The organism is Pseudonocardia sediminis (assembly GCF_004217185.1).
Classification (GTDB): Bacteria; Actinomycetota; Actinomycetes; order Mycobacteriales; family Pseudonocardiaceae; genus Pseudonocardia; species Pseudonocardia sediminis.
This window is the reverse complement of the sequence record NZ_SHKL01000001.1, coordinates 2,129,995-2,150,482: the sequence shown is the minus strand read 5'-3', so window position 1 is coordinate 2,150,482 and position 20,488 is coordinate 2,129,995. Positions and strand designations below refer to the sequence as shown.

Here is a 20,488-nt window from a genome sequence, read left to right as displayed (position 1 = left end):
GATGGTGTCCCGCCCCTCCGGTCAGGTACTGGTCCTTCGCGCAGCGTCCGCCTGCGTCACTCCTGCTCGAAGCGACGCCGGAAGCGCTCCTCCATGCGGCCGGTGAAGCCACCGCCGTCGGCCGGGTCGTCGGTCGAGGACGCCTTCGCGTCCTTGCCGTCCTTCTTCCCGCTCGCGCCGATCGAGGTGACGGCCAGCAGGCCACCCCCGAACATCGCGAGGAACCCCACGACGCTGAGGAGCGGCACCCCGCCGGGTGTCAGCACGTCGATCTGCACCGCGATACCCACGATGAGCAACACCAGGCCGACGACGAACAGGACCGCGCCCTGGATACGGCGGCGACGAGCGGGTTTACTTCGCCCTCCGCTCACCGAGGACGCGAACTTGGGGTCCTCGGCGTAGAGAGCCCGCTCGATCTGTTCGAGCAGTCGCTGCTCGTGCTCGGAGAGCGGCATGCCTTCACCTCCGGCACACGATTCGGTCTGTCGAGTCATCTTCCATGGTGCCGGAACGACACGACGACGCCCAGATGGACGTCTAGGGACAAGAGTACGAGTACTTCAGCCGGTCGACTACCCGGACCGGGTAAGACCTTCCACTGATCGTCGAGCGGACGGCGTGGCGCGGCGTGTCGTTGGTCACGAGCGGGTCGATTCCGCACCCGGACGGGGCCGGAACGGTCACTGCCGCCGGGCGAGCAGATGCAACCGCGGGGCGACGGCGCCGAGGGCCGGCACCGCCGAGGCGAGCTCGTCGAGCTCGTTGATCTCACGGGGGGTCGTCTCGCCGTCCCCGGACGGGCCGGGCCACCAGCCGTCCAGGGTCCCGTCGCCCTGCAGCAGCTCCACCCGCAGCGACGGCACGCCGCCGGCCAGCTCGCCGAGCGTCCCCGGGTCGAAACGGCGCCGCAGCGGGTCCTCCGGGCCGGCGCACCCGTCCGGGTCGACCAGGAGCCGGCGAGCCTCGGCGAGACGCCCGGCCATCACCCGGCTCAGGAACGCGCCGTGCCGCCCGACCGTGAGAACCGACACCGCCCCGCCCGTGGCCGCGGCGGCGGCGAGCCCGGCCAGCGCGGCCCGCGGATCGTCGACGACCTCGAGCAGCCCGTGCCCGAGCACCAGGTCGGCCCCGCCGACCGGGACGAGGTCGGCCAGCGCGTCCACGTCGCCCTGCACCGGGGTGACCCGCTCGGTGACCCCGGCCTCGCGGGCGCGCCGCGCCAGGGTCGCCAGCGCGTTCGGGCTGGTGTCGACGACGGTCACCGTGCATCCGGCCGCGGCAAGGGGCACCGCCCAGGTCCCGCTGCCACCGCCGACGTCGAGGACGCGCGGGGAACCCCCGCCGGCCTCCGCCCGTACACGGCCGACCTCGGCCTCCAACGCCCGGTGGACGGCCGCTCCACGCGCCGCACCGGCCTGCTCCCGCGTCGCCGAACACACAACTCCGCACCCTAGTGCTCGACCCGGCGACCGGGGTGGGGGCGGGCGTTCACCCACACGGTAGGTTGATCGTGTGCAGGTCGTGGCCACTCTCAGCCTCAAGGGCGGCGTTGGGAAGACCACGGTCGCGCTCGGTCTGGCCGGCGCGGCGCAGCGCCACGGGGTGTCCACCCTCGTGGTCGATCTCGACCCTCAGGCGAACGCCACCACCGCCCTGGACCCCGAGCCCACCACGGCCACCGTCGCCGACGTGCTCGACGACCCGCGGCCGGGCGTCCTGCGGCGTGCGATCGCCCCGTCCGGCTGGGGCGAGGGCCTCGACGTGCTCGTCGGCGCGGAGCAGACCGAGCGCCACAACCACCCGGACCCCGGCATCAAGCAGCTGCACCGGCTCGACCGCGCCCTGCAGCGCCTGGCCGCCGGCGCCGAGGACGACGGCGAGCCCGACGGGGACGACGGCGACGGGACCGAGGACCGCTACCGCCTGGTGATCGTCGACTGCCCGCCCTCGTTGGGCCAGCTCACCCGCAGCGCGCTCTCGGCGGCGGACCGGGCGATCCTCGTCGCCGACCCGACGATGTTCTCCGTCTCCGGCGTGCAGCGTGCCTTCGACGCCGTGCAGACCGAGCGGGAGCGGTCGAACGCCCGCCTGCAGCCGCTCGGCGTGCTGGTGAACCGGGTGCGGCCGCGCAACTCCGAGCACGACTTCCGGATCGGCGAGCTGCGGGAGCTGTTCGGGCCGCTGGTGTTCAACACCGTGGTGCCGGACCGCTCGGCCGTGCAGCAGGCCCAGGGCGCGTGCCTGCCGATCCAGTCCTGGGACACCCCCGGTGCGCGGGAGGTCTCGGCCGTGTTCACCACGCTGCTCGGCCGGGTGCTGCGCAGCGGGCGGACCCGCACCGCCTCCTGAGCCGTCCGTCGCCCCGCGCCCGGGCCCTCAGCGCGGCGGGAGCAGCTCCCCCACGAGACGGACGAACTGCTCGGCCTGCCGCAGCAGGTCGTCGGCGTCGCGCTGCCCCACGAGCCGGCTGATCCCGGCCTCGGCCGCGGACCGGGTGCGCGAGCAGGACGCGAAGAACGCCGACCACTCCCCCAGCTCCGGGGCCACCTCGGCCAGCAGCTGCCAGACGTCGCGCGGGGCGCCCCGGCGCGGACGCGGGCGGGCCCGCATCGCCAGCACCGCCGCCCCGGCGCGCAGCGCGGCGAGGTACGCGGCCGGGTAGCGGCGCACCGGGTCCGGCTCCCGGTGCCCCTCGGCCAGGCAGTCGGCGGCCTGACGCAGCAGCGCCAGCGCCTCCCGCGAGACCGGGACCTCCCGCGGGGCCGGGGCCTCGCGCCGGGAGGGGACGTCACGTCGAGGCGGGTCCCGCCGCGCGGCGGGCGCCGCCCGGGAGGCCGGTGCCGGACCGGACCGGCGCGGCGCCGGGATCCCCCCGGCCTGCTCCCCCGTCGGGTCACCCGTCAGCTCGGCGCGCCCGAACATCGGCTCGGTCATCGGTTCGGTGGTGACGGTCATCCCTCAGGTCCCCTCTCCCGTGCCCATGAAGTCCGCTCTCATTCGTTCGTCCGCACCAGGTCCCAGACCCCGGGCCCGGCGCGCATCCGCAGGACCACCTCGCGGGCGGGCTCCTGCGGCTCCTCGACCGACCGGGCCAGCACCCGCCAGCAGCTCAGCCGGTCGCCCCCGACCGGCATCGGCGACGGGAACGGCCACGGGGACTCCTCGATCCACTGCTCACGGATCCCGGTGACCAGGAACCGCTCCCCGCGTCGCAGCGGCCGGCGCTGGAACTCCACCGGCTCCCCGTTCTGCCAGCGGACCTCGATCGACGCCGGCTGCCGGGTCCGGAACAATCGGGAGAAGCCGCTCACGTGAACCACGTCCCCTCTTCACCGACACCTCCGCGGTGCGCCCGGCGGAGGTGTGCTTCCCCCACACCGTCGCCGGACGCCCGCCGTCGAACGCGTGTTCGACCTGTTCAGTAGAACGCCTGTTCGATCGGTCGTCAAGTCACGGCGGCGTGTCCGGTGTCGACGTGTCGGTGGCGCCCGCGATGCGGCCGTGGGCCACCGGTCGTGATGTGATGGGACGGTGAGGCACGACCGGAGGCGACCGTGACCGCGGCGCCCGCCCAGCCGCGGCTGGTCGGGCTCAGCCGCAGTGAGTTCGCGGACCGGCTCGGCGACGCGATCGACGTCTACATCACGGCGATGGGCTACCCGCGCGGGACCGCCAAGCAGCGCCGCACGCTCTGGCTCGAACACTCCTACCGGCCCGGATGGCGCGCGGTGGCCTGGCTCGGCGAGCGCGACCGGCTGCTCGCCGTCTCCTACGGCTACTGGGGCGGCCCCGGTCAGTGGTGGTTCGACGAGGTGCGCCGCGGCCTGCGGTCGCTGCGCGGCTCGGGCACCGACAACTCGGACTGGCTGGCCGACTACTTCGAGCTGACCGAGCTGCACGTGCACCCCGACGCCCAGGGCTCCGGGCTCGGTGAGGGCCTGCTGCGTGCCCTGCTCGACGGGGCCGGACGGTCCCGGGTCCTGCTCTCCACCCCCGAGCACGGGCCACAGCCGCCCGGACGGGCCTGGCGGCTCTACCGCCGCCTCGGGTTCTCCGACGTGCTCCGCGAGCACCTGTTCACCGGCGACCCGCGCCCGTTCGCGGTCCTCGGCCGTGAGCTCCCGCTGCCGGCTCCGGACCACCGACGGTCCTGACCGGTTCCGAACCCCCCGACACACCCGGCGTCGCCCCGGCGTGTCCGGGGCCGGGTGGCACGATGAGCGCCATGTCGTCCGCGCCGCCCCCGCCGAGCACCGCCGCCGACCCGGTAGAGGTCCGGCCCGGACGTTCCCCCCACCCCTCGGCGGGCCGGCGACGGCCCCTGGCCGTCGCCGTCGTCGCGCTACTGGCGCTGCTCGCGCTGAGCGGCTGCACCCGGGTGAACGCGGGCCTGGCCGTACAGCCCGACGACACCGTCAACGGCGACATCGTGATCGCCACCCCGGACGGCGCACCCGGCGGCAAGGGCCCGCAGCTGACCATCCCGCCGGAACTGGCCGACGACGTCGAGCTGACGCCCTACGACGAGGACGGCTACATCGGCTCCACCGTCCGGTTCTCCGGGCTGACGTTCGAGCAGCTCAGCAGGCTGAGCTCGATCGGCGGCGTCGCGGGTGGACGCGCGGACCTGCAGATGCGACGGGTCGGCGGCCGGATCGCGGTGCAGGGCCGGGCCGACCTGACCACCGTCGCGGTGGACCGGGCGGACTTCCAGCTCAAGATCAGCTTCCCGGGCGAGGTCGTGGAGACCAACGGCGAGGCCGACGGCGGGACCGTCAGCTGGCAGTTCACCCCCGGCGAGGTCGGGCAGATCACCGCCTCGGTGGCCTCGACCGACCCGAACGCCCCGTCCACGCTGGGCTGGACGCTGTTCCTGGGCCTGCTGGTGGCCGTGGCCGGCGGCGCCGCGGTGGTACTGGCGCGACGCAACCGGAACCCACCGGTCCACAGCTGACACGACCCCACGTCCGACACGGCACCGCCCGGACGAGAGGTCCTCGTCCGGGCGGTGGTGGCTGTCGTACCGGGAGGCGTTCGTCAGACCTCGGCCCGGCGCGCGACCAGGCCCAGGCGCTCGACGAGCTCGGTCGTCGCCGTCGAACGGTTCAGCGAGTAGAAGTGGATCCCGGGCACGCCCTCGGCGATCAGGCGTTCACACAGCTCGCCGGTGACCTCCATGCCCGCGGGCCGGAACGTCTTCTGGTCCCCGGCGTAGGGCTCGAGGCGCTTGACCAGCGCCTCCGGCAGCGGAGACCCGGACAGCTCCGGACCCTTGTGGAACGTCTTCTCCGACGTCAGCGGCATGATCCCGGGGATGATCGGCTGGTCGAAGCCCAGCGCGGCGACCCGGTCGCGCAGCCGCAGGAAGCCCTCGGGCTCCAGGAACAGCTGGGTGACGGCGAACTCGGCGCCGGCCCGGAACTTGCCGACCAGCTTCTCCGTGTCGGACTCCAGGTCCGCCGAGCGCGGGTGCCCGTACGGGAACGCGGCCACCCCGACGCAGAACGGGCCGGACTGCTTGCACAGCTCGACCAGCTCGTCGGCGTAGTTCAGGCCCTCGGGGTGCGCCTCCCACTCGTCGAGCGGGTCCTTCCCGGGGGGATCACCCCGCAGCGCCATGATGTTGCGGATGCCGTTCGCGGCGAGGGACCCGATCACGTGGCGCAGCTCGTCCACCGAGTGCGACACCGCGGTCAGGTGGGCCATCGCGACGAGCGTGGTGTCGCTGGCGATCCGGCCGACGGTCCGGACGGTGCGGTCCCGGCTGGAACCGCCCGCGCCGTAGGTCACGGAGACGTACGCGGGGTCCAGTGCCTCCAGCCGGCGGATCGCCCGCCAGAGGTCCGCCTCGCCCTGGTCGTCCTTGGGTGGGAAGAACTCCACCGCGAAGAACGGGCGGTCGACACTGATCCGATCGGTCACTGTGGGTGCGGGGGTCAGCGTGCTCACGAGGGTCACCTTACGGTCCCGATGCCGCCTCCGCGGAAAAGAGCACGTCGGCGGTCATTACGGTCTCCGAGCCGACTTCCGCGACCACGGATAGCCTGGGCACGTGCCCCCTTCCACCGGACGAGACGTCCCCCCAGCGCCCGTCGAGACGGGCGGGAACACCCCCGAGACCGGCCAGACCAGCGTCGACGGGGACACCGGTGACCTCGGCCTGACCGCCGTCTCCGGTGCGCCCCTGGACGAGGCACTGCCCCAGCACGTCGAGCGGATCCTGGCCGGCTACCTCGACCGTCGCCGGGTGGACGTGCTCGCCGTCGACGCCGAGGTCACCGAGGCCGCGGACGCCCTGGCCGGGTTCGTGCTCGGCGGCGGGAAGCGACTGCGGCCGACGTTCGCCTGGTGGGGCTGGCGCGGCGCGGGCGGCGACCCGTCGTCGCCCGAGGCCGAGGAGGTGCTGACGGCGCTGTCGTCGCTGGAGCTGATCCAGGCCTGCGCGCTGGTGCACGACGACCTGATGGACGCCTCGTCCACCCGGCGCGGGCGCCCGACGGTGCACGTCGAGTTCGCCCGGATGCACGCCGGCGCCGACTGGACCGGCCCGCCGGCGCGGTTCGGCGCCGCGGTCGCGATCATCATCGGCGACCTGGCCCAGGTCTGGGCCGACGACATGTTCCACGCCGCCGCGCTGCCCGAGGGGGCGCACGCGCGGGCGGCCGAGCCGTGGCGCGGGATGCGCACCGAGGTGCTCGCCGGGCAGTACCTCGACGTCCTGGCCCAGGCTTCGGGCGACGAGGGCGAACGCACCGCGCTGCGGATCGACCGCTTCAAGACCGCCGCCTACACCGTCGAGCGCCCGCTGCACCTGGGCGGCGCGATCGCCGGGGCGCCTCCCGAGCTCATCGCCGGGTACCGCCGCTACGGCGCCGACATCGGCGTGGCCTTCCAGCTGCGCGACGACCTGCTGGGCGTGTTCGGCGACCCCCGGGTCACCGGCAAGCCCGCCGGGGACGACCTGCGCGAGGGCAAGCGGACGCTGCTGATGGCGCTGGCCCTGCAACGGGCCCGCCAGCGCGGCGACGGGGCCGCGGAGCAGGTCCTGGTGCGCTCCCTCGGCGACCCGGCGCTGGACGGCGCCGGCGTCGAGCGGGTCCGCGGGGTGCTCGGTGAGCTGGGCGCGGTGCAGGCCGTGGAGCAGCGGATCGCCGCACTCACCGGCTCCGCCCTGGACGCCCTGGACGCCTCACCGGTCGCGGGCGAGGCCCGCACGCAGCTGTTCGAGCTCGCCGAGCGCGCCACCCGGCGCCAGTGGTGACGCGCGGCAAGGCCAGGATCCCGGGACGGACCGACCACGTCGTCGTCGTCGGGGCGGGGCTGGCGGGGCTCTCCGCCGCGCTGCACCTGCTCGGGGCCGGACGGCGGGTGACGATCGTCGAACGCGACCCGCACCCGGGCGGGCGGGCCGGGCGGATGGACGTCACCGACGCCCACGGCACGCACCTGCTCGACACCGGCCCGAGCGTACTGACCATGCCCGAGCTGCTCGACGACGCGTTCGCCGCGGTCGGTGAGTCCACCTCCGACCGGATGGAACTGGTCCGCATCGACCCGGCCTACCGCGCCACGTTCGCCGACGGCTCGGCGATCTCGGTGCACCAGGACCCCGGGAAGATGGAGCAGGAGGTCCGCACCGTGTGCGGGCCGGACGCGGCGGCCGGGTACCGGCGGCTGCGGACGTGGCTGAGCGACCTCTACCGGGTCGAGTACTCGACGTTCATCGACGCCAACCTCGACTCCCCGCTGGACCTGCTCGGCCCGCAGCTGGCCCGTCTCGTCGCGCTCGGCGGGTTCGGCCGGCTCGGCCCGAAGGTCGCCTCGATGATCCCGGACGAGCGGCTGCGCCGGATCTTCTCGTTCCAGGCGCTCTACGCCGGGGTCGCGCCGGAGAAGGCGCTCGGCGCCTACGGCGTCATCGCCTACATGGACACGATCGCCGGGGTCTACTTCCCGCGCGGCGGCATGCGCGAGATCGGGAGTGCGATGGCCGCGGCCGCGCAGGCGGCGGGCGCGGAGATCCACCTCGGACGCGAGGTCACCGGGCTGGACCGCTCCGGCGGGCGGGTGCGGGCCGTGCGCCACCGCGCGGCCGGCACCTGGGACGGTCCGGACCGGATCGAGTGCGACGCCGTCGTGCTCACCCCGGAGCTGCCGGTGTCCTACCGGCTCGTCGGGCACGCCCCGCGGCGCCCCGGGAAGATCCGCTGGGCGCCGAGCGCGTTCGTCGTGCACGCCGGCCTCCCGGCCCCGACGGCGGAGCACTTCCACCACACCATCTCCTTCGGTGGTGAGTGGTCCCGCACGTTCGACGAGATCATCGACCGGGGCGAGCTGATGAGCGACCCCTCGCTGCTGATCACCCGTCCCGGCGTGACCGACCCGGCGCTGCAGCCCGCCGGGCGGGAGCTGATCTCGGTGCTGGCGCCCTGCCCGAACACCGAGGTCGGTGAGCAGGACTGGGCGCGCCTCGGACCGGCCTACGCCGAGGAGCTGTTCGGCGTGCTGGCCGGGCGCGGGCTCGTCGACCCCGACGTGGAACCGAGCTGGACGCGGCTGTTCACCCCGGACGACTGGGCGGCCGCCGGGATGGCGGCCGGCACCCCGTTCTCGGCGGCGCACACGCTCGCCCAGACCGGGCCGTTCCGTCCGCGGAACCTGGTGCGCGGCCTGGAGAACGTCGTCCTCGCCGGGTGCGGGACGACACCGGGCACGGGCATCCCGCCGGTCCTGATCTCGGGCCGCCTGGCCGCGGAGCGGATCGCCGGGACGCCGCAGGACGGACGCGTCCGGCGGAGCGCGGCACGTCCCTCCCCCGTGTGAACCCCGGGTCGCGGACAGCGCCCTGACCTCCTCGTGGGAGCATCGACACCGCCATGACCGCGCAGCCATCGCCCCCGATCCCCCGGCCGGACGCACCCGAACCGGTGACGTCGTCGAGCCCTCCCGCCGCCGGGAGCCGGGGGACCACCGGCGCCGTGGCGTCCGCCTCGCCGTTCTCCGACCTCGCGCAGCGGCTGGGGCACCCGCCCCGGTCGATCCTGCTGCAGGGGTCGCTGGCGTCGGTGCTGATGCTCGTCGGCGGCTTCGGCGGCGGCGGGATCCTGATGCGGGACCCGATCCTCGGCAGCTCCGCGCTGTCGTTCTGGCGCTACGGCCACGGCACCCAGATGGCCGGTGCGCTGATCTACATCGGGTTGTTCCTGATGGTGTGGGCGTGGGTGCGGCTCGGCCGTGAGGTGTTGGCGCGACGGGTCACCGGACGCGCGGTGCTGACGGTCTCGCTCGCCTGGATCACGCCGCTGCTGATCTCGCCGCCGCTGTTCACCCGGGACCCGTTCAGCTACCTGGCCCAGGGCGCGCTGCCGCTGGCCGGGTTCGACCCCTACGCGGTCGGCCCGGACGCGATGGGCGGCGTGTTCACCGACAACGTGCACTACTTCTGGCAGGACACCCCGGCGCCGTACGGGCCGCTGTTCATCCTGCTGGCCAAGGGCATCGTCTCGATGATCGGGACGAACGTGATCGCCGGCGTGCTGCTGATGCGCGCGCTGCTGCTGGTCGGGCTGGTGCTGCTGGTCATCGCGCTGCCCGCGCTGACCCGTCACCTCGGCGGGCGCCCCGAGGTCGCGCTGTGGATCGCGGTGGCGAACCCGGTGATGGTCGTCCACATGATCGGCGGCGGACACAACGACCTGCTGGTCGTCGGCATGATCCCCTGCGCCGCGCTGCTCGCGCTGCGCCGCCGGTTCCTGCTGGCGATCGTGGTGGCCACGCTGGCGATGGCGGTCAAGGCCTCGGCCGGGATCATCCTGCCGTTCCTGGTGCTGGTGTGGGCGGCGACGCTGACCGGGCCGTTCTGGAAGCGGCTGGTCCGCAGCGGCGCGGCGTCGATCGCGGTGTTCGTCGTCGTGTTCGCGGCGTGCTCGTTCGCCGCCGGGGTCGGCCTCGGCTGGCTGCCCGCGCTGAACGCGCCGTCGATGATCGTCAACTGGCTCTCGGCCTCGACCGCGGTCGGGCAAGCGGTGCACGGCGTCGTCGGGATGTTCGCGACGCTGCCCGAGATGGCTTTCGTCAACGTCACGCGGGTGATCGGGGCCGCGCTGCTGGTGGTGCTGTTCGTCCGCTACTGGTGGACCGCCCGCGAGGGCGGTGCGACCGCGATCCGCAACGCCGGGATCGTGCTGGCGCTGGCCGCCGTCCTGTCCCCGGCGACGCTGCCGTGGTACCTGAGCTGGGGCTTCTGCCTGCTCGCCATGATCGCCTGGAGCACCCGCGGGCTGCAGTGGATCGTCTTCGGCTCGATCTGGCTGATGGTGGCCTACTACCCCAACGGCGAGACCGCGCTCTACAACTGGGGCTTCCTGGCCGTCTGCGCGGTGTTCGGGATCCTCGCCGCGATGTCGCTGACCCGCACCGACCCGCTGCGCCTGCGGGCCCGTCGCGCGGCCCGCCGCACCCCCACCCCGGTCGCCCCGGTGGACGGGCCCGGTCCCGTCCCCGCGACCCCCGAGACCCTTGTCGACGGTGCCGGTCAACGCACGGGCTGAGGTCGCCGAGCTCGACGCCGCGGGTATCACCGACCCCGGCCTCCGGGCGGCCTACCGCGAATGCCGTGCCCTGCACGCCGCGTACGGCCGTACCTACTTCCTAGCCACCCGCCTCCTGCCGCCCGAGCGTCGCGTGGACGTGCACGCCCTCTACGGCTTCGCCCGCTACGCCGACGAGATCGTCGACGACCCCGCCGGCGCCGGCGGCGGCACACCCGAGGCCCGTCTCGACACGCTCACCGCGGCCCTGCACGACGGGCTGCGGGGCGCGGGCACCGACATCCCGGTGGTCCGCGCCGTCGTCCACACCGCGGGCCGCCACGGGCTCGACCCGGCGCTGTTCACCGACTTCCTCGACTCCATGCGGATGGACCTGACGGTCACCGGCTACGCGAACGACGCGGAGCTGGCCCGCTACGTGCACGGGTCGGCCGCCGTGATCGGGCTGCAGATGGTGCCGGTGCTGGGCACCGTCGGGCCGCGCGCGGAGGCCGAGCCCGCCGCGGCGATGCTCGGCGTCGCGTTCCAGATGACGAACTTCCTGCGCGACGTCGGCGAGGACATCGACCGCGGACGCGTCTACCTGCCGGCCGACGAGCTGGCCGCGTTCGGCGTCGACCGCGAGCTGCTGACCTGGTGCCGCCGTCAGCGCCGCACCGACCCGCGGGTGCGCCGGGCCATGGCCCACCTCGTCGCGCGCACGCACGGGACCTACCGGCGGGCCGAGGCCGGGATCGCGCTGCTGGAGCCGGCGTCACGGGCCTGCGTCGACGCCGCCCGGCAGCTCTACGAGGGCATCCTGGGACAGATCGAGGACGCCGACTACGACGTGCTCGGGCACCGGGTCACGGTGCCCAACCGGCGCCGCGCCGCGGTCGCCCTGCCCGCCCTGGGACGGGCGCTGGTGGCGAGGTCCCGCTCCTAGCGGGCCCGCTCCCGGCGCTTCTGATCCCGGCGGCTCCGGGCGGTCAGAACGCCATCGCCTGAGCGCGGCGCTTGACCGCGCGGTGGCGACCCTCCCGGATCATCGCGATCGGGACCCCGGGCAACAGGTCGTCGTGGGTGAACAGCCAGCGCAGGATGTCGTCGTCGTCGTAGCCGCCGTCGCGCATCACCACGATGGTGCCCGGCAGCCCCCGCACGACCTCGGAGCCGTCGAGGAAGTCCGCCGGGACGACGACCTCGCCGTCGACGCGGTAGGACAGCAGCTTTCCCTCGCGCACCAGCTGGTGGACGCTGGACTTCGGGATCGACAGCCGCTCGGCGACGTCGGGGACAGCCAGGGTCTCCGCGTCGGTGACGACGTCGGGGAGACCGGACACCTCACTCACGGTCGACACTGTGCCACAGCACGGATTCCTGCTGCGACGGCCTTGCGCGGAGGGCACCGGAACGGACGCTAAGGTCGGGTCGTGAGCGCCCCGTCCGGTCCGGCAGACACCCTGCTGGACAGGCGTTACCGGCTCGGCCCGGTGATCGCCCGCGGCGGCATGTCCACCGTGTACCGCGGTGTGGACACCCGGCTCGACCGGGCGGTCGCGATCAAGGTGATGGACCCCCGCATGGCGGGTGACCAGGCGTTCCGTACCCGGTTCGAGCGCGAGGCGCGCCTCGCCGCGCGGATCGACCACCCGGCCGTCGTCGGGGTGCACGACCAGGGCCGGATCTCCGGGTCCGACGGCTTCGGCGAGCCGACGCTGTTCCTGGTGCTCGAGCTCGTCGAGGGCGGGACGCTGCGCGACGTCCTGCGCTCGCGCGGCCCGATCGGCCTGCCCGCCGCGGTCCGGGTGCTGGAGCCGGTGCTGGCCGGGCTCGCGCAGGCCCACCGGCTCGGCATGGTGCACCGCGACGTGAAACCGGAGAACGTGCTGATCTCCCGGTCCGGCGAGGTGAAGGTCGCCGACTTCGGGCTGCTCACCGCGGCCGCGCAGGCCGGCGTCAGCCACGCCGGGATGATCCTGGGCACGATGGCCTACCTGTCCCCGGAACAGGTCGAGACCGGTCGCGCGGACGCCCGCAGCGACGTCTACGCCGCCGGGATCCTGCTCTACGAGCTGCTCACCGGCCGTCCGCCCTACGAGGCCGACAACCCGCTGTCGATCGCCTACCGCCACGTCAACGACGACGTCCCGCCGCCGTCGGCGACGGTGCCCGGCCTGCCGCCGGAGGTCGACCGGCTCGTCGCCCGCGCCACCGCCCGCGACCCGGGCGAGCGCCCCGCCGACGCCGACGCGTTCCTCGCGGAGCTGGGCGGGGTCGCCGAGCGGCTCGGCCTGCCGCGGGTGCCGGTCCCCCGCCCGCCGGAGAACCCCGACGCCCACGACACGGTCCCCGCGACGCCGCGACGCATCCGCCCCGACGACCTCGCGCGGCAGGAGCCCGGTCCGGGCGGCACCCGCGCGGTCACCGGGCTCGCCCCGTCCGGCCTCGCCCCGTCGGGCCTCGCACCGTCCGGCACCGCCGCGACCCCGGCCGGTGAGCCCGAGGGCATGACCCGCGCCGAGCTGCGCGGGGCGCGACGGCACAGCCGCCGGGTGTTCGCCGTCTGGATCACGGTGCTGCTGGTGCTCGGCCTGCTCGTCGGGACGGGCGCATGGTGGCTGGGCTCGGGCCGCTGGACGGCGATGCCGCAGGTGGCCGGGCTGGAGCGCGACCGGGCCGCGGCGCTGGTCGCCGAGGCCGACCTCACGCCGTCGATCACCGAGCGGGCCGACGACGACGTCGCCACCGGCACCGTCGTCGTCGCGGACCCGCAGCCGGAGACCCGGGTGCTGCGCGGCAGCACGGTCACGCTCACGGTCTCCACCGGGCGCCCGGTCGTGCCGGAGGTGCCGTCCGGGGCCACCGTCGCCGCCGCCGAGGACATCGTCCGCCGCGCGGGACTCGCCCCGGTCCGGTCGACGACAGCCGAGGACTACAGCGACACCGTGCCGCAGGGCGCGGTGATCCGCACCGACCCGGCCGCCGGCACCCCGGTGCCCGGCGGGTCGGCGGTGACGCTGGTGCTCAGCCGCGGCTCCGAGCCGGAACCCGCCCCGGAGCCCACGCCCGAGCCGGTGATCGTCGAGGGACCGGTGCCGTTCGTGATCGGTAAGGACGTCGACGAGGCCACCGAGGAGCTGCGCGCGGCCGGGTTCTCGGTGCAGGTGGAGAGCTCGTTCCCGTTCACCCGGCGCAACCCGAAGGTCGTCGGCCAGGACCCCGGGGCCGGCGACGAGGCCGACCCCGGGACCACGGTCACGCTGAACGTCCTGTGAGCCCCGGGGCTCAGCCCCGCAGCATCTCCGCGACGAGGAACGCCAGCTCCAGGCTCTGCTGGGTGTTCAGGCGCGGGTCGCACGCCGTCTCGTAGCGCCCGGCCAGGTCGGTGTCGGAGATCCGCTGTGCCCCGCCGAGGCACTCGGTGACGTCCTCGCCGGTGACCTCGACGTGGATGCCGCCCGGGTGCGTGCCCAGGCCGCGGTGCACCTCGAAGAAGCCCTGCACCTCGTCGACGATCCGGTCGAAGTGCCGGGTCTTGTAGCCCGTCGTCGCCTCGTGGGTGTTGCCGTGCATCGGGTCGCACTGCCAGACGACGGTGTGCCCGGACGCGGTGACCTTCTCCACGATCGCCGGGAGCACGTCGCGGACCTTGCCGTTGCCCATCCGGCTGATCAGCGACAGCCGCCCGGGCTGGTTGCGCGGGTCGAGACGCTCGACGTACTCGACGGCCTGGTCCGGCGTCGTCGTCGGGCCGATCTTGAGCCCGATCGGGTTCGCCAGCAGCTCCGCGAACGCGATGTGCGCGCCGTCGAGCTGGCGGGTGCGCTCCCCGATCCAGACCATGTGCGTCGACAGGTCGTAGAGGCGCGGCGTGCCGCCGGCGTCCGGGTCGCGCTCGAGGTCCAGGCGCAGCATCGCGCGCTCGTAGTCGAGCAGCAGGGCCTCGTGGCTGGCGTAGAACTCGACCTGGTGCAGGTTGTGGTCCTGGACCCCGCAGGCCTCCATGAACCGGACCGCGCGATCGATCTCGGCCGCGACCGTCTCGTACCGCACGCCCGCCGCGGACGTCCGGACGAAGTCCTTGTTCCAGTCGTGGACCTTGGTCAGGTCGGCCAGGCCGGTCGCGGTCAGCCCGCGGACCAGGTTCATCGCCGCGCTCGCGTTGGCGTAGGCGCGCACCATCCGCGACGGGTCCGGGATCCGGCCGGCCGGGTCCGGGGCCAGCCCGTTGACGATGTCGCCGCGGTAGGACGGCAGGCCCATCGCGTCGATGTCCGAGCTGCGCGGCTTGGCGTACTGCCCGGCGATCCGGCCGACCTTCACCACCGGCATCGACGCGCCGTAGGTCAGCACGACGGCCATCTGCAGCAGCGTGCGGATGGTGGCGCGGATGTGCGGCTCGGTGTTGTCGACGAACGTCTCGGCGCAGTCCCCGCCCTGCAGCAGGAAGGCCTTGCCCTGCGCGACGTCGGCGAGGCGCGAGGACAGCCGGTCCACCTCCGGCGGGAGGACGACCGGGGGCACGCTCTCCAGCACCGTCCGGACCTGCGAGACCTGCTCGGGGTCGGGCCAGGCGGGCTGCTGTGCGGCGGGGCGGGCGAGGGCGTCGTCCAGCCCGGAGCGCAGGTCCGCGGGCAGCGGCGGCAGCTCCGGAAGGACGTCGATCGGAGCGTCGACGGACCAGTTCACGACCCCCAGCCTAGGCCGTGCCGTTCTCCCGTGGCCGAGCCGGTGGCCGCCGGTATCCGGGCGGTGGCGGCCGGCGTACGAGCGGTCGCGGCCTACGTACCGGCGGGAGCGCCCAGCGGTCCGATGGGCCCGACGGCGGCCTCGATCGCCTCCCAGCGGCGCAGGTTGTGCCGCGCGTCGGCGAGGGCGTCGTGGGCCTCGGTCGGCGGCGAGGGCAGCGTCGGGCGTCCGGCGTCCTCCCAGCGCTGGCGCAGCTCCCGGGTGAAGCGGGGCAGCGCGCGCGGCAGGGCGGGCATCGCGCCCCAGAGCTGGCAGAGCACGACGTGGTCGTAGGCCGCGATCCAGGCCCACAGCTCCACCTCACCGGGTGCGCCGGTCACGAACTCCAGCAGGTCGCGCCGGATCGCGTCACGGGACCGCCAGGCCCCGTCCGCCGGCGACGGGAGCTTGGGCAGCACGTTCGCCCGCACCCACTTGCCGGCCCGGGACGGGTCGAACTCGGTGGACACGGCGTAGAACTCACGCCCGTCCTGGCCGACGATCCCGATCGAGACGAGCTCGATCGTCGTGCCGTCCTCGATGAACTCGCAGTCGTAGAAGAAACGCATTCCCGTCCTGTCCGCGCCGTGCCTGTCCGCGCCGCCCTGCCCGCGCCGACCTGTCGGCGCCGCCCCCGCTCACGCCGCTCCCGGTGGCGTCCCCGGCCAGGAGACCGTACGTGCCCGGGTCCCGCACTCCGGGGTCCGGCCGCCGGTGCCGTCGTCAGCGCTGCCGGGTGCCCAGGTGCTCGTGCTGCAGGATCCCCATCCGCAGCGCGTCGCGGTAACGGCCGTCGGCGAAGAACTCCTCGCGCAGCTCGCCCTCCACCACGAACCCGGCCTTGCGGTAGATGTGGATCGCCTTCTCGTTCTCGGTGCTGACGATGAGGAACACCTTGTGCAGGTTGAGCACGCCGAAGGCGTAGTCCAGGGCCAGCCGGGTGGCCGTCCCGGCGATCCCGCGTCCCTGCTGGGCGGGGTCGACGATGATCTGGAACTCGGCGCCGCGGTGGATGTAGTCGATCTCCACCAGCTCGACGATCCCCGACCGGACGGTCTCGTCCGGACTGCCGGACTCGATGACGAAGCGCCGCTCGCGGGTGTCGTGGACGTGCCGGTCGTAGATGTCGGTGAGCTCGACGAGCGCCTCGTAGGGCTCCTCGAACCAGTAGGACATGATCTTGGAGTCGTTCGACAGGCGGTGGACGTAGCCCAGGTCGTCGCGTTCGAGGGCCCGGAGGCGGACGGTCACGGCGCTCAGCTCGCGCGGGAGTCCGGGATGCGCGGGTCCGGCTTCTTCGCCGCCTTCTCCTTGACCGACGTCGCGTAGAGGTCGACGTAGGTCTGACCGGAGAGCTCCATCAGGTCGTACATGATCTCGTCGGTCATCGAGCGCTCGATGAACCGGTCACCGGCCATGCCCTCGTAGCGGCTGAAGTCGATCGGTTCACCGATCCGGATCCGGATCTTGCGCGGCCGCCACATGCGGGAGCCGATCGGGTTGACGCGGTCGGTGCCGACCATCGCGACCGGGATGACGGGCACGGCGGCCTCGAGCGCCATCCGCGCGACGCCGGTCTTGCCCTTGTAGAGCTTGCCGTCCGGCGAGCGGGTGCCCTCGGGGTAGATGCCGAGCAGCTTGCCCTCGCGCAGCAGACGGGTCGCGGTGTCCATCGCCGCCCGCGCCGCCGACCCGCCGGAGCGGTCCACCGGGACCTGCCCGACGCCGGTGAAGAACTGCTTCTTGAGGAACCCGACGATGCCGGGCTGGGTGAAGTACTCGCGCTTGGCGAGGAACGTGATCCGGCGCGGGACCAGCAGCGGCAGGAAGAACGAGTCGGCCACCGCCAGGTGGTTGCTCGCCAGGATCGCGCCGCCGCGATCCGGGACGTTGTCCAGGCCCTCGATCGTCGGCCGGCAGAACAACCGCATCAGCGGACCCAGCAGCACGAACTTGGACCACCAGTACAGCACCGCGCGCTGCCTCCTCGCCGACGTGGAGCCCAAGCCTACGGACGGCCTCCCGATCCCGACAACGGGGCAGGTGATCATGGGTGTCACCGGACGCGCGCACGGGCGTCGCGGTGGTGGTGCACCCTCCGCCCGCGCCGTGTCAGGATGTGGCGGCGGTCCGTGGAGAACCAGGAGTCGCGCATCGCCGGGAGGGGTCAGTCATGGACGTCGCGCACGCCCGGTCCCGGGGACCCGTCCCCGCGCCGTGGGGCGAGCGGTGAGCCGCGAACCCGACGACACCGGGGACACCACCCCCGACCGTGCCGACTCGTCCGGCGACGCCTTCGACCGGATCGTCGCGAGCTGGCGGGACGAGGGCTCGGTCCCGTCGTGGCCGGACGCCGGTCCCCCGTCGTCCCCCGTCGCTCCCGCCTCCACCGACGACGCGCCCGCTCCGGCCGTGACGCCTCCGGCCGCGGCACCCCCGGCTGTGACGCCCCCCGCCACTCCACCGGCCGCGGTGCACCGTCCCGGCCCCGAGCAGCCGATCGACGACGACCACTTCCACCCGCCCGAGCCCCCGCCGCTCCCCCGGCCGGGACCTCCCGCGCTGGTGGGAGCCGTCCTGATCGGGATCGGGCTCCTCCTGGTCGCGGTGCCGGAGACCCTGGGACTGTCCAGTCTCTACGGCCTCCCACTGGGCCTGGTCGGGATCGCCGCCGGTCTGACGTGGCTGGTGATGCGGATGTGGCCGTCGGACGACGCCGACGACCACTACACCGACGACGGCGACGACGGCGCGGTGCTCTGAGCCCGGTCCTGTGCCAACACCGTTCGGTCCTGCGCTTCTCGCCTGGCCCCTCGATCGGACGGCGCGCCGAGGCATCACGGTGACGGACGCCGCGGTCCCGGTCGCTCTCCGAGATTGTCAGGGGTCGAATGTACGTTCGATCCATGGTTCTTGGACAGACGGTTCCGGAGGGGTTGGCGGCGATGCCGCCCGGCCCGGATCTGGCCTGTCTGCTCGGGGTCCTGACCCCGGCCCTGATCCCCAACGACGACATCGACGACGTCCTGGTCGCCCAGTCCCGTCAGCTCGCCCACGAACAGGCCCGGATGCTCGCCCTGCTGGCCGAGGTCGTGTGTCGGCGCCCGTTCGCCGGGCCGGGTGAGGTCCGCCGCGGGGTGGACCCGGTGCCGTACGCGGCGGACGAGGTCCGCGCTGCGCTGGTGTGGACCCGGCGTGCCGCCGAGACCGAGACCGACTTCGCCTGGGCCCTGGTCCACCGCCTGCCGCTGGTCTTCGCCGCTCTCGACGCCGGGGACGTCGACCGTGCGCGGGCGTGGGTGTTCGTCCACCACGTCGGTGACCTGACCGACGCACAGATCCACACCGTCTGCACCGCGCTGCTCCCGATCGCCGGGCGGCTGACCACCGGGCAGCTCGGCGAACGCCTGCGCCGCATGGTCCTCGAGCTCGACCCGGAGTACTACGAGCGCCGCTACCGCAGATCCGTCCGCGAGCGCCGGGTGATCTGCTACCTCGACGCCGACGGCACCGCCACCATCACCGCCTCCGGCCTGCCCGCCGAGGAGGCCGCCGCCGCGATCGAACGCCTGGACTCCCTGTCCCGCGCCGCCCGACGCCACGGCCACCCCGGCACCCTGGACCAGATCCGCGCCGACCTGATCCTCGGCCTGATGGACGGGTCCCTGCACACCCTGACCCGAGACCGGATCATCGACGCCCTCGTCGCCCGCTACGCCGGCGGCACCTGCGACCCCACCGACGACGTGACGAGCGACATCGCGACGGTCCACCGGGGACGTGGCGCCGCGAACAGCGGTGTGGCCCACGCCAACGCGGAGCGAGCCGGATCGAGCGGAGGAGCAGCAGCCGGCAGCGGCACGGCGAGCAGCGCCACAGGGACGAGGACCGCCGGTACGAACGTCGTCTCCCGGACGGGCGACGGAGAGACGTCCGTCGACCATGTCGAACCCGGCGGCCGCGGCGATGTAGGCAGCGCAGACCCGGCGGACCACACCGTCGGCATCCCGGCCCGGACCGGACCCGTCACTCACCGGCCACCGGAGGACCAGCGCGTCGGAGTCGAGATCCGTGTCCCGCTCCCCACCCTGCTCGGACACGACGAGCGAGCCGGTGAGCTCCCCGGCCTCGGACCTGTCACCGCCGACACCGCACGCCGCACCGTCGCCCGGCAACGACGCGCCACCTGGCGGTGGGTCGTCGTGGACACCGACGGCCATCTGATCTCGGAGGGCATCACCCGGCGCCGCCCGCACGGCATGGCCCGCAACGGGCCCCGCGGCGGCGTCGTCGAGCTCCAGATCCGCGAGACCGACCTCGACCGGCTGGCCGCCGACCCCGACGCCTGCGGCGACTGGGCCGGTGTCGTCACCGACATCGCCACCCGGCACCGGGACCGCGCCGCACACGTCCCCGACCTCGACGCCGACCCCGGACGCCGCTTCCCCACCGCGGCGCAACGACGCCACGTCGAGATCCGGGACCGTGCCTGCACCTTCCCCGGCTGCCGCGCCCCGGCACGGCGCTCCGACGCCGACCACACCGTCGACCACCACCACGGCGGCCCCACCGTCGTCGACGACCTGTCCCCACTGTGCCGCCACGACCACATGCTCAAGCACGAAGGTGGCTGGCAACTCCGTCAACCCGAACCCGGACGGTTCGTCTGGCGCAGCCCACTCGGCCGGGAACACCCCGTCGCCCCGGAACCGATCCTGCCGCCACCGATCGACCACACACCCCGCGACCCGGAGCCCTACTTCGACGAACCCGCCGACGACACCGACCATCCACTCGAACCACCGAAGCCCGGCCGGGCGCCTCCACACGACCCGCACGACGGACCACGGCTCGCATCCGACCAGGACGACGGGCAACCCCGGCGCGGGCGCAGGGGGCAACCCCGGCGCGGGCGCAGCCGAGTGGCGCGCACAGACCCCGCGGACGACCCACCGCCCTTCTGACCGGGCTTCGGCCGCCCTCCGTCCCGGAGTCGGATCGGCGGCACCGGCGACACCGCGTCGACCCCGTCGGCGAGGCGGCGGTCCGGGCGGAGGCAGGGTCTGAACGGAGGCAGGGGTCCGAACGGAACCAGCGATCCGAACGATGACAGGAGTCCGAACGGTGACAGGAGTCCGAACGAAGCCAGGGGTCCGGAGCATCGGGGCGCCAGCCTGACCCCCATTACCGACCCGCAACGGCTGCGGCGGACACAGCACGCCGGG

Annotated in this window: 20 protein-coding genes; 10 read left to right on the top strand and 10 right to left on the bottom strand. The window is 74.0% G+C overall.

The window, feature by feature from the left end; all coding sequences use genetic code 11:
• Positions 1–56 precede the first annotated feature (56 nt).
• Together EV383_RS10060 and EV383_RS10055 are read right to left on the bottom strand one after the other, a co-directional pair.
• Entirely contained in the window at positions 57–458 is a 402-nt protein-coding gene (locus EV383_RS10060; protein ID WP_130289665.1) for a DUF3040 domain-containing protein, read from the bottom strand.
• A 225-nt stretch (positions 459–683) separates the two neighbouring features.
• Positions 684–1,442: an SAM-dependent methyltransferase gene (locus tag EV383_RS10055; protein ID WP_130289664.1), complete on the bottom strand. Its 759-nt coding sequence runs from the start codon at positions 1,440–1,442 to the stop codon at positions 684–686.
• Positions 1,443–1,515: 73 nt separating this feature from the next.
• Here EV383_RS10055 and EV383_RS10050 point away from each other — a divergent pair, with 73 nt between their 5' ends.
• Positions 1,516–2,352 (top strand): ParA family protein, encoded by an 837-nt coding sequence (locus EV383_RS10050; RefSeq protein ID WP_130289663.1) that lies wholly within the window; start codon positions 1,516–1,518, stop codon positions 2,350–2,352.
• 27 nt (positions 2,353–2,379) lie between these two features.
• On the opposite strand, the gene EV383_RS10045 is transcribed toward EV383_RS10050, so the two are convergent.
• On the bottom strand, positions 2,380–2,958 hold the full coding sequence (locus tag EV383_RS10045; RefSeq protein ID WP_207223480.1) for an SAV_6107 family HEPN domain-containing protein: 579 nt from the start codon (positions 2,956–2,958) through the stop codon (positions 2,380–2,382).
• Between the two features lie 38 nt (positions 2,959–2,996).
• Positions 2,997–3,314, bottom strand: coding sequence for a hypothetical protein (locus EV383_RS10040; RefSeq protein ID WP_130294185.1), 318 nt, complete (start codon positions 3,312–3,314; stop codon positions 2,997–2,999).
• Between the two features lie 243 nt (positions 3,315–3,557).
• On the opposite strand from EV383_RS10040, the gene EV383_RS10035 reads away from it, so the two are divergent.
• Complete coding sequence (locus EV383_RS10035; RefSeq protein WP_242623000.1) at positions 3,558–4,157, top strand: GNAT family N-acetyltransferase; 600 nt, start codon at positions 3,558–3,560, stop codon at positions 4,155–4,157.
• Positions 4,158–4,219: 62 nt separating this feature from the next.
• A complete protein-coding gene (locus EV383_RS10030; RefSeq protein WP_242622999.1) occupies positions 4,220–4,957 on the top strand; it encodes a DUF3153 domain-containing protein in 738 nt (245 codons plus the stop codon).
• An 83-nt stretch (positions 4,958–5,040) separates the two neighbouring features.
• Here the strand turns inward: EV383_RS10030 and EV383_RS10025 are convergent, their stop codons facing one another.
• On the bottom strand, positions 5,041–5,943 hold the full coding sequence (locus EV383_RS10025; protein WP_130294179.1) for a methylenetetrahydrofolate reductase: 903 nt from the start codon (positions 5,941–5,943) through the stop codon (positions 5,041–5,043).
• A gap of 220 nt (positions 5,944–6,163) precedes the next feature.
• On the opposite strand from EV383_RS10025, the gene EV383_RS10020 reads away from it, so the two are divergent.
• The 4 genes from EV383_RS10020 to EV383_RS10005 are packed head-to-tail and all read left to right on the top strand — an operon-like array spanning position 6,164 to position 11,478.
• Entirely contained in the window at positions 6,164–7,264 is a 1,101-nt protein-coding gene (locus tag EV383_RS10020; protein ID WP_130294177.1) for a polyprenyl synthetase family protein, read from the top strand.
• On the top strand, positions 7,261–8,826 hold the full coding sequence (crtI, locus tag EV383_RS10015; RefSeq protein ID WP_130289662.1) for a phytoene desaturase family protein: 1,566 nt from the start codon (positions 7,261–7,263) through the stop codon (positions 8,824–8,826). Before EV383_RS10020 ends, crtI begins: the two co-directional genes overlap by 4 nt.
• A gap of 53 nt (positions 8,827–8,879) precedes the next feature.
• The gene (mptB, locus tag EV383_RS10010; RefSeq protein WP_242622998.1) at positions 8,880–10,553 is read left to right on the top strand and encodes a polyprenol phosphomannose-dependent alpha 1,6 mannosyltransferase MptB; all 1,674 of its coding nucleotides are present in this window, start codon (positions 8,880–8,882) and stop codon (positions 10,551–10,553) included.
• Positions 10,531–11,478, top strand: coding sequence for a phytoene/squalene synthase family protein (locus EV383_RS10005; protein ID WP_130289661.1), 948 nt, complete (start codon positions 10,531–10,533; stop codon positions 11,476–11,478). The genes mptB and EV383_RS10005 overlap by 23 nt, the downstream gene beginning before the upstream one ends.
• 43 nt (positions 11,479–11,521) lie before the next feature.
• On the opposite strand, the gene EV383_RS10000 is transcribed toward EV383_RS10005, so the two are convergent.
• On the bottom strand, positions 11,522–11,884 hold the full coding sequence (locus EV383_RS10000; protein ID WP_130289660.1) for an Rv2175c family DNA-binding protein: 363 nt from the start codon (positions 11,882–11,884) through the stop codon (positions 11,522–11,524).
• A gap of 81 nt (positions 11,885–11,965) precedes the next feature.
• On the opposite strand from EV383_RS10000, the gene pknB reads away from it, so the two are divergent.
• Positions 11,966–13,810 (top strand): Stk1 family PASTA domain-containing Ser/Thr kinase, encoded by a 1,845-nt coding sequence (gene pknB / locus EV383_RS09995; protein ID WP_130289659.1) that lies wholly within the window; start codon positions 11,966–11,968, stop codon positions 13,808–13,810.
• A 10-nt stretch (positions 13,811–13,820) separates the two neighbouring features.
• Here the strand turns inward: pknB and EV383_RS09990 are convergent, their stop codons facing one another.
• The 4 genes from EV383_RS09990 to EV383_RS09975 form a co-directional block, all read right to left on the bottom strand.
• Complete coding sequence (locus EV383_RS09990; protein WP_130289658.1) at positions 13,821–15,224, bottom strand: class II 3-deoxy-7-phosphoheptulonate synthase; 1,404 nt, start codon at positions 15,222–15,224, stop codon at positions 13,821–13,823.
• A gap of 92 nt (positions 15,225–15,316) precedes the next feature.
• On the bottom strand, positions 15,317–15,832 hold the full coding sequence (locus EV383_RS09985; RefSeq protein WP_130289657.1) for a polyadenylate-specific 3'-exoribonuclease AS: 516 nt from the start codon (positions 15,830–15,832) through the stop codon (positions 15,317–15,319).
• A gap of 154 nt (positions 15,833–15,986) precedes the next feature.
• Positions 15,987–16,514 carry a spermidine N1-acetyltransferase gene (gene speG / locus EV383_RS09980; protein WP_207223479.1) on the bottom strand — a complete coding sequence of 176 codons (528 nt, stop codon included), beginning with the start codon at positions 16,512–16,514 and terminating at the stop codon, positions 15,987–15,989.
• A gap of 5 nt (positions 16,515–16,519) precedes the next feature.
• Entirely contained in the window at positions 16,520–17,236 is a 717-nt protein-coding gene (locus EV383_RS09975) for a lysophospholipid acyltransferase family protein (RefSeq protein WP_130289655.1), read from the bottom strand.
• A 256-nt stretch (positions 17,237–17,492) separates the two neighbouring features.
• Here EV383_RS09975 and EV383_RS09970 point away from each other — a divergent pair, with 256 nt between their 5' ends.
• On the top strand, positions 17,493–18,026 hold the full coding sequence (locus EV383_RS09970; RefSeq protein ID WP_130289654.1) for a DUF308 domain-containing protein: 534 nt from the start codon (positions 17,493–17,495) through the stop codon (positions 18,024–18,026).
• Positions 18,027–18,169: 143 nt separating this feature from the next.
• A complete protein-coding gene (locus EV383_RS32600; RefSeq protein ID WP_165438294.1) occupies positions 18,170–20,227 on the top strand; it encodes an HNH endonuclease signature motif containing protein in 2,058 nt (685 codons plus the stop codon).
• Positions 20,228–20,488 lie beyond the last annotated feature (261 nt).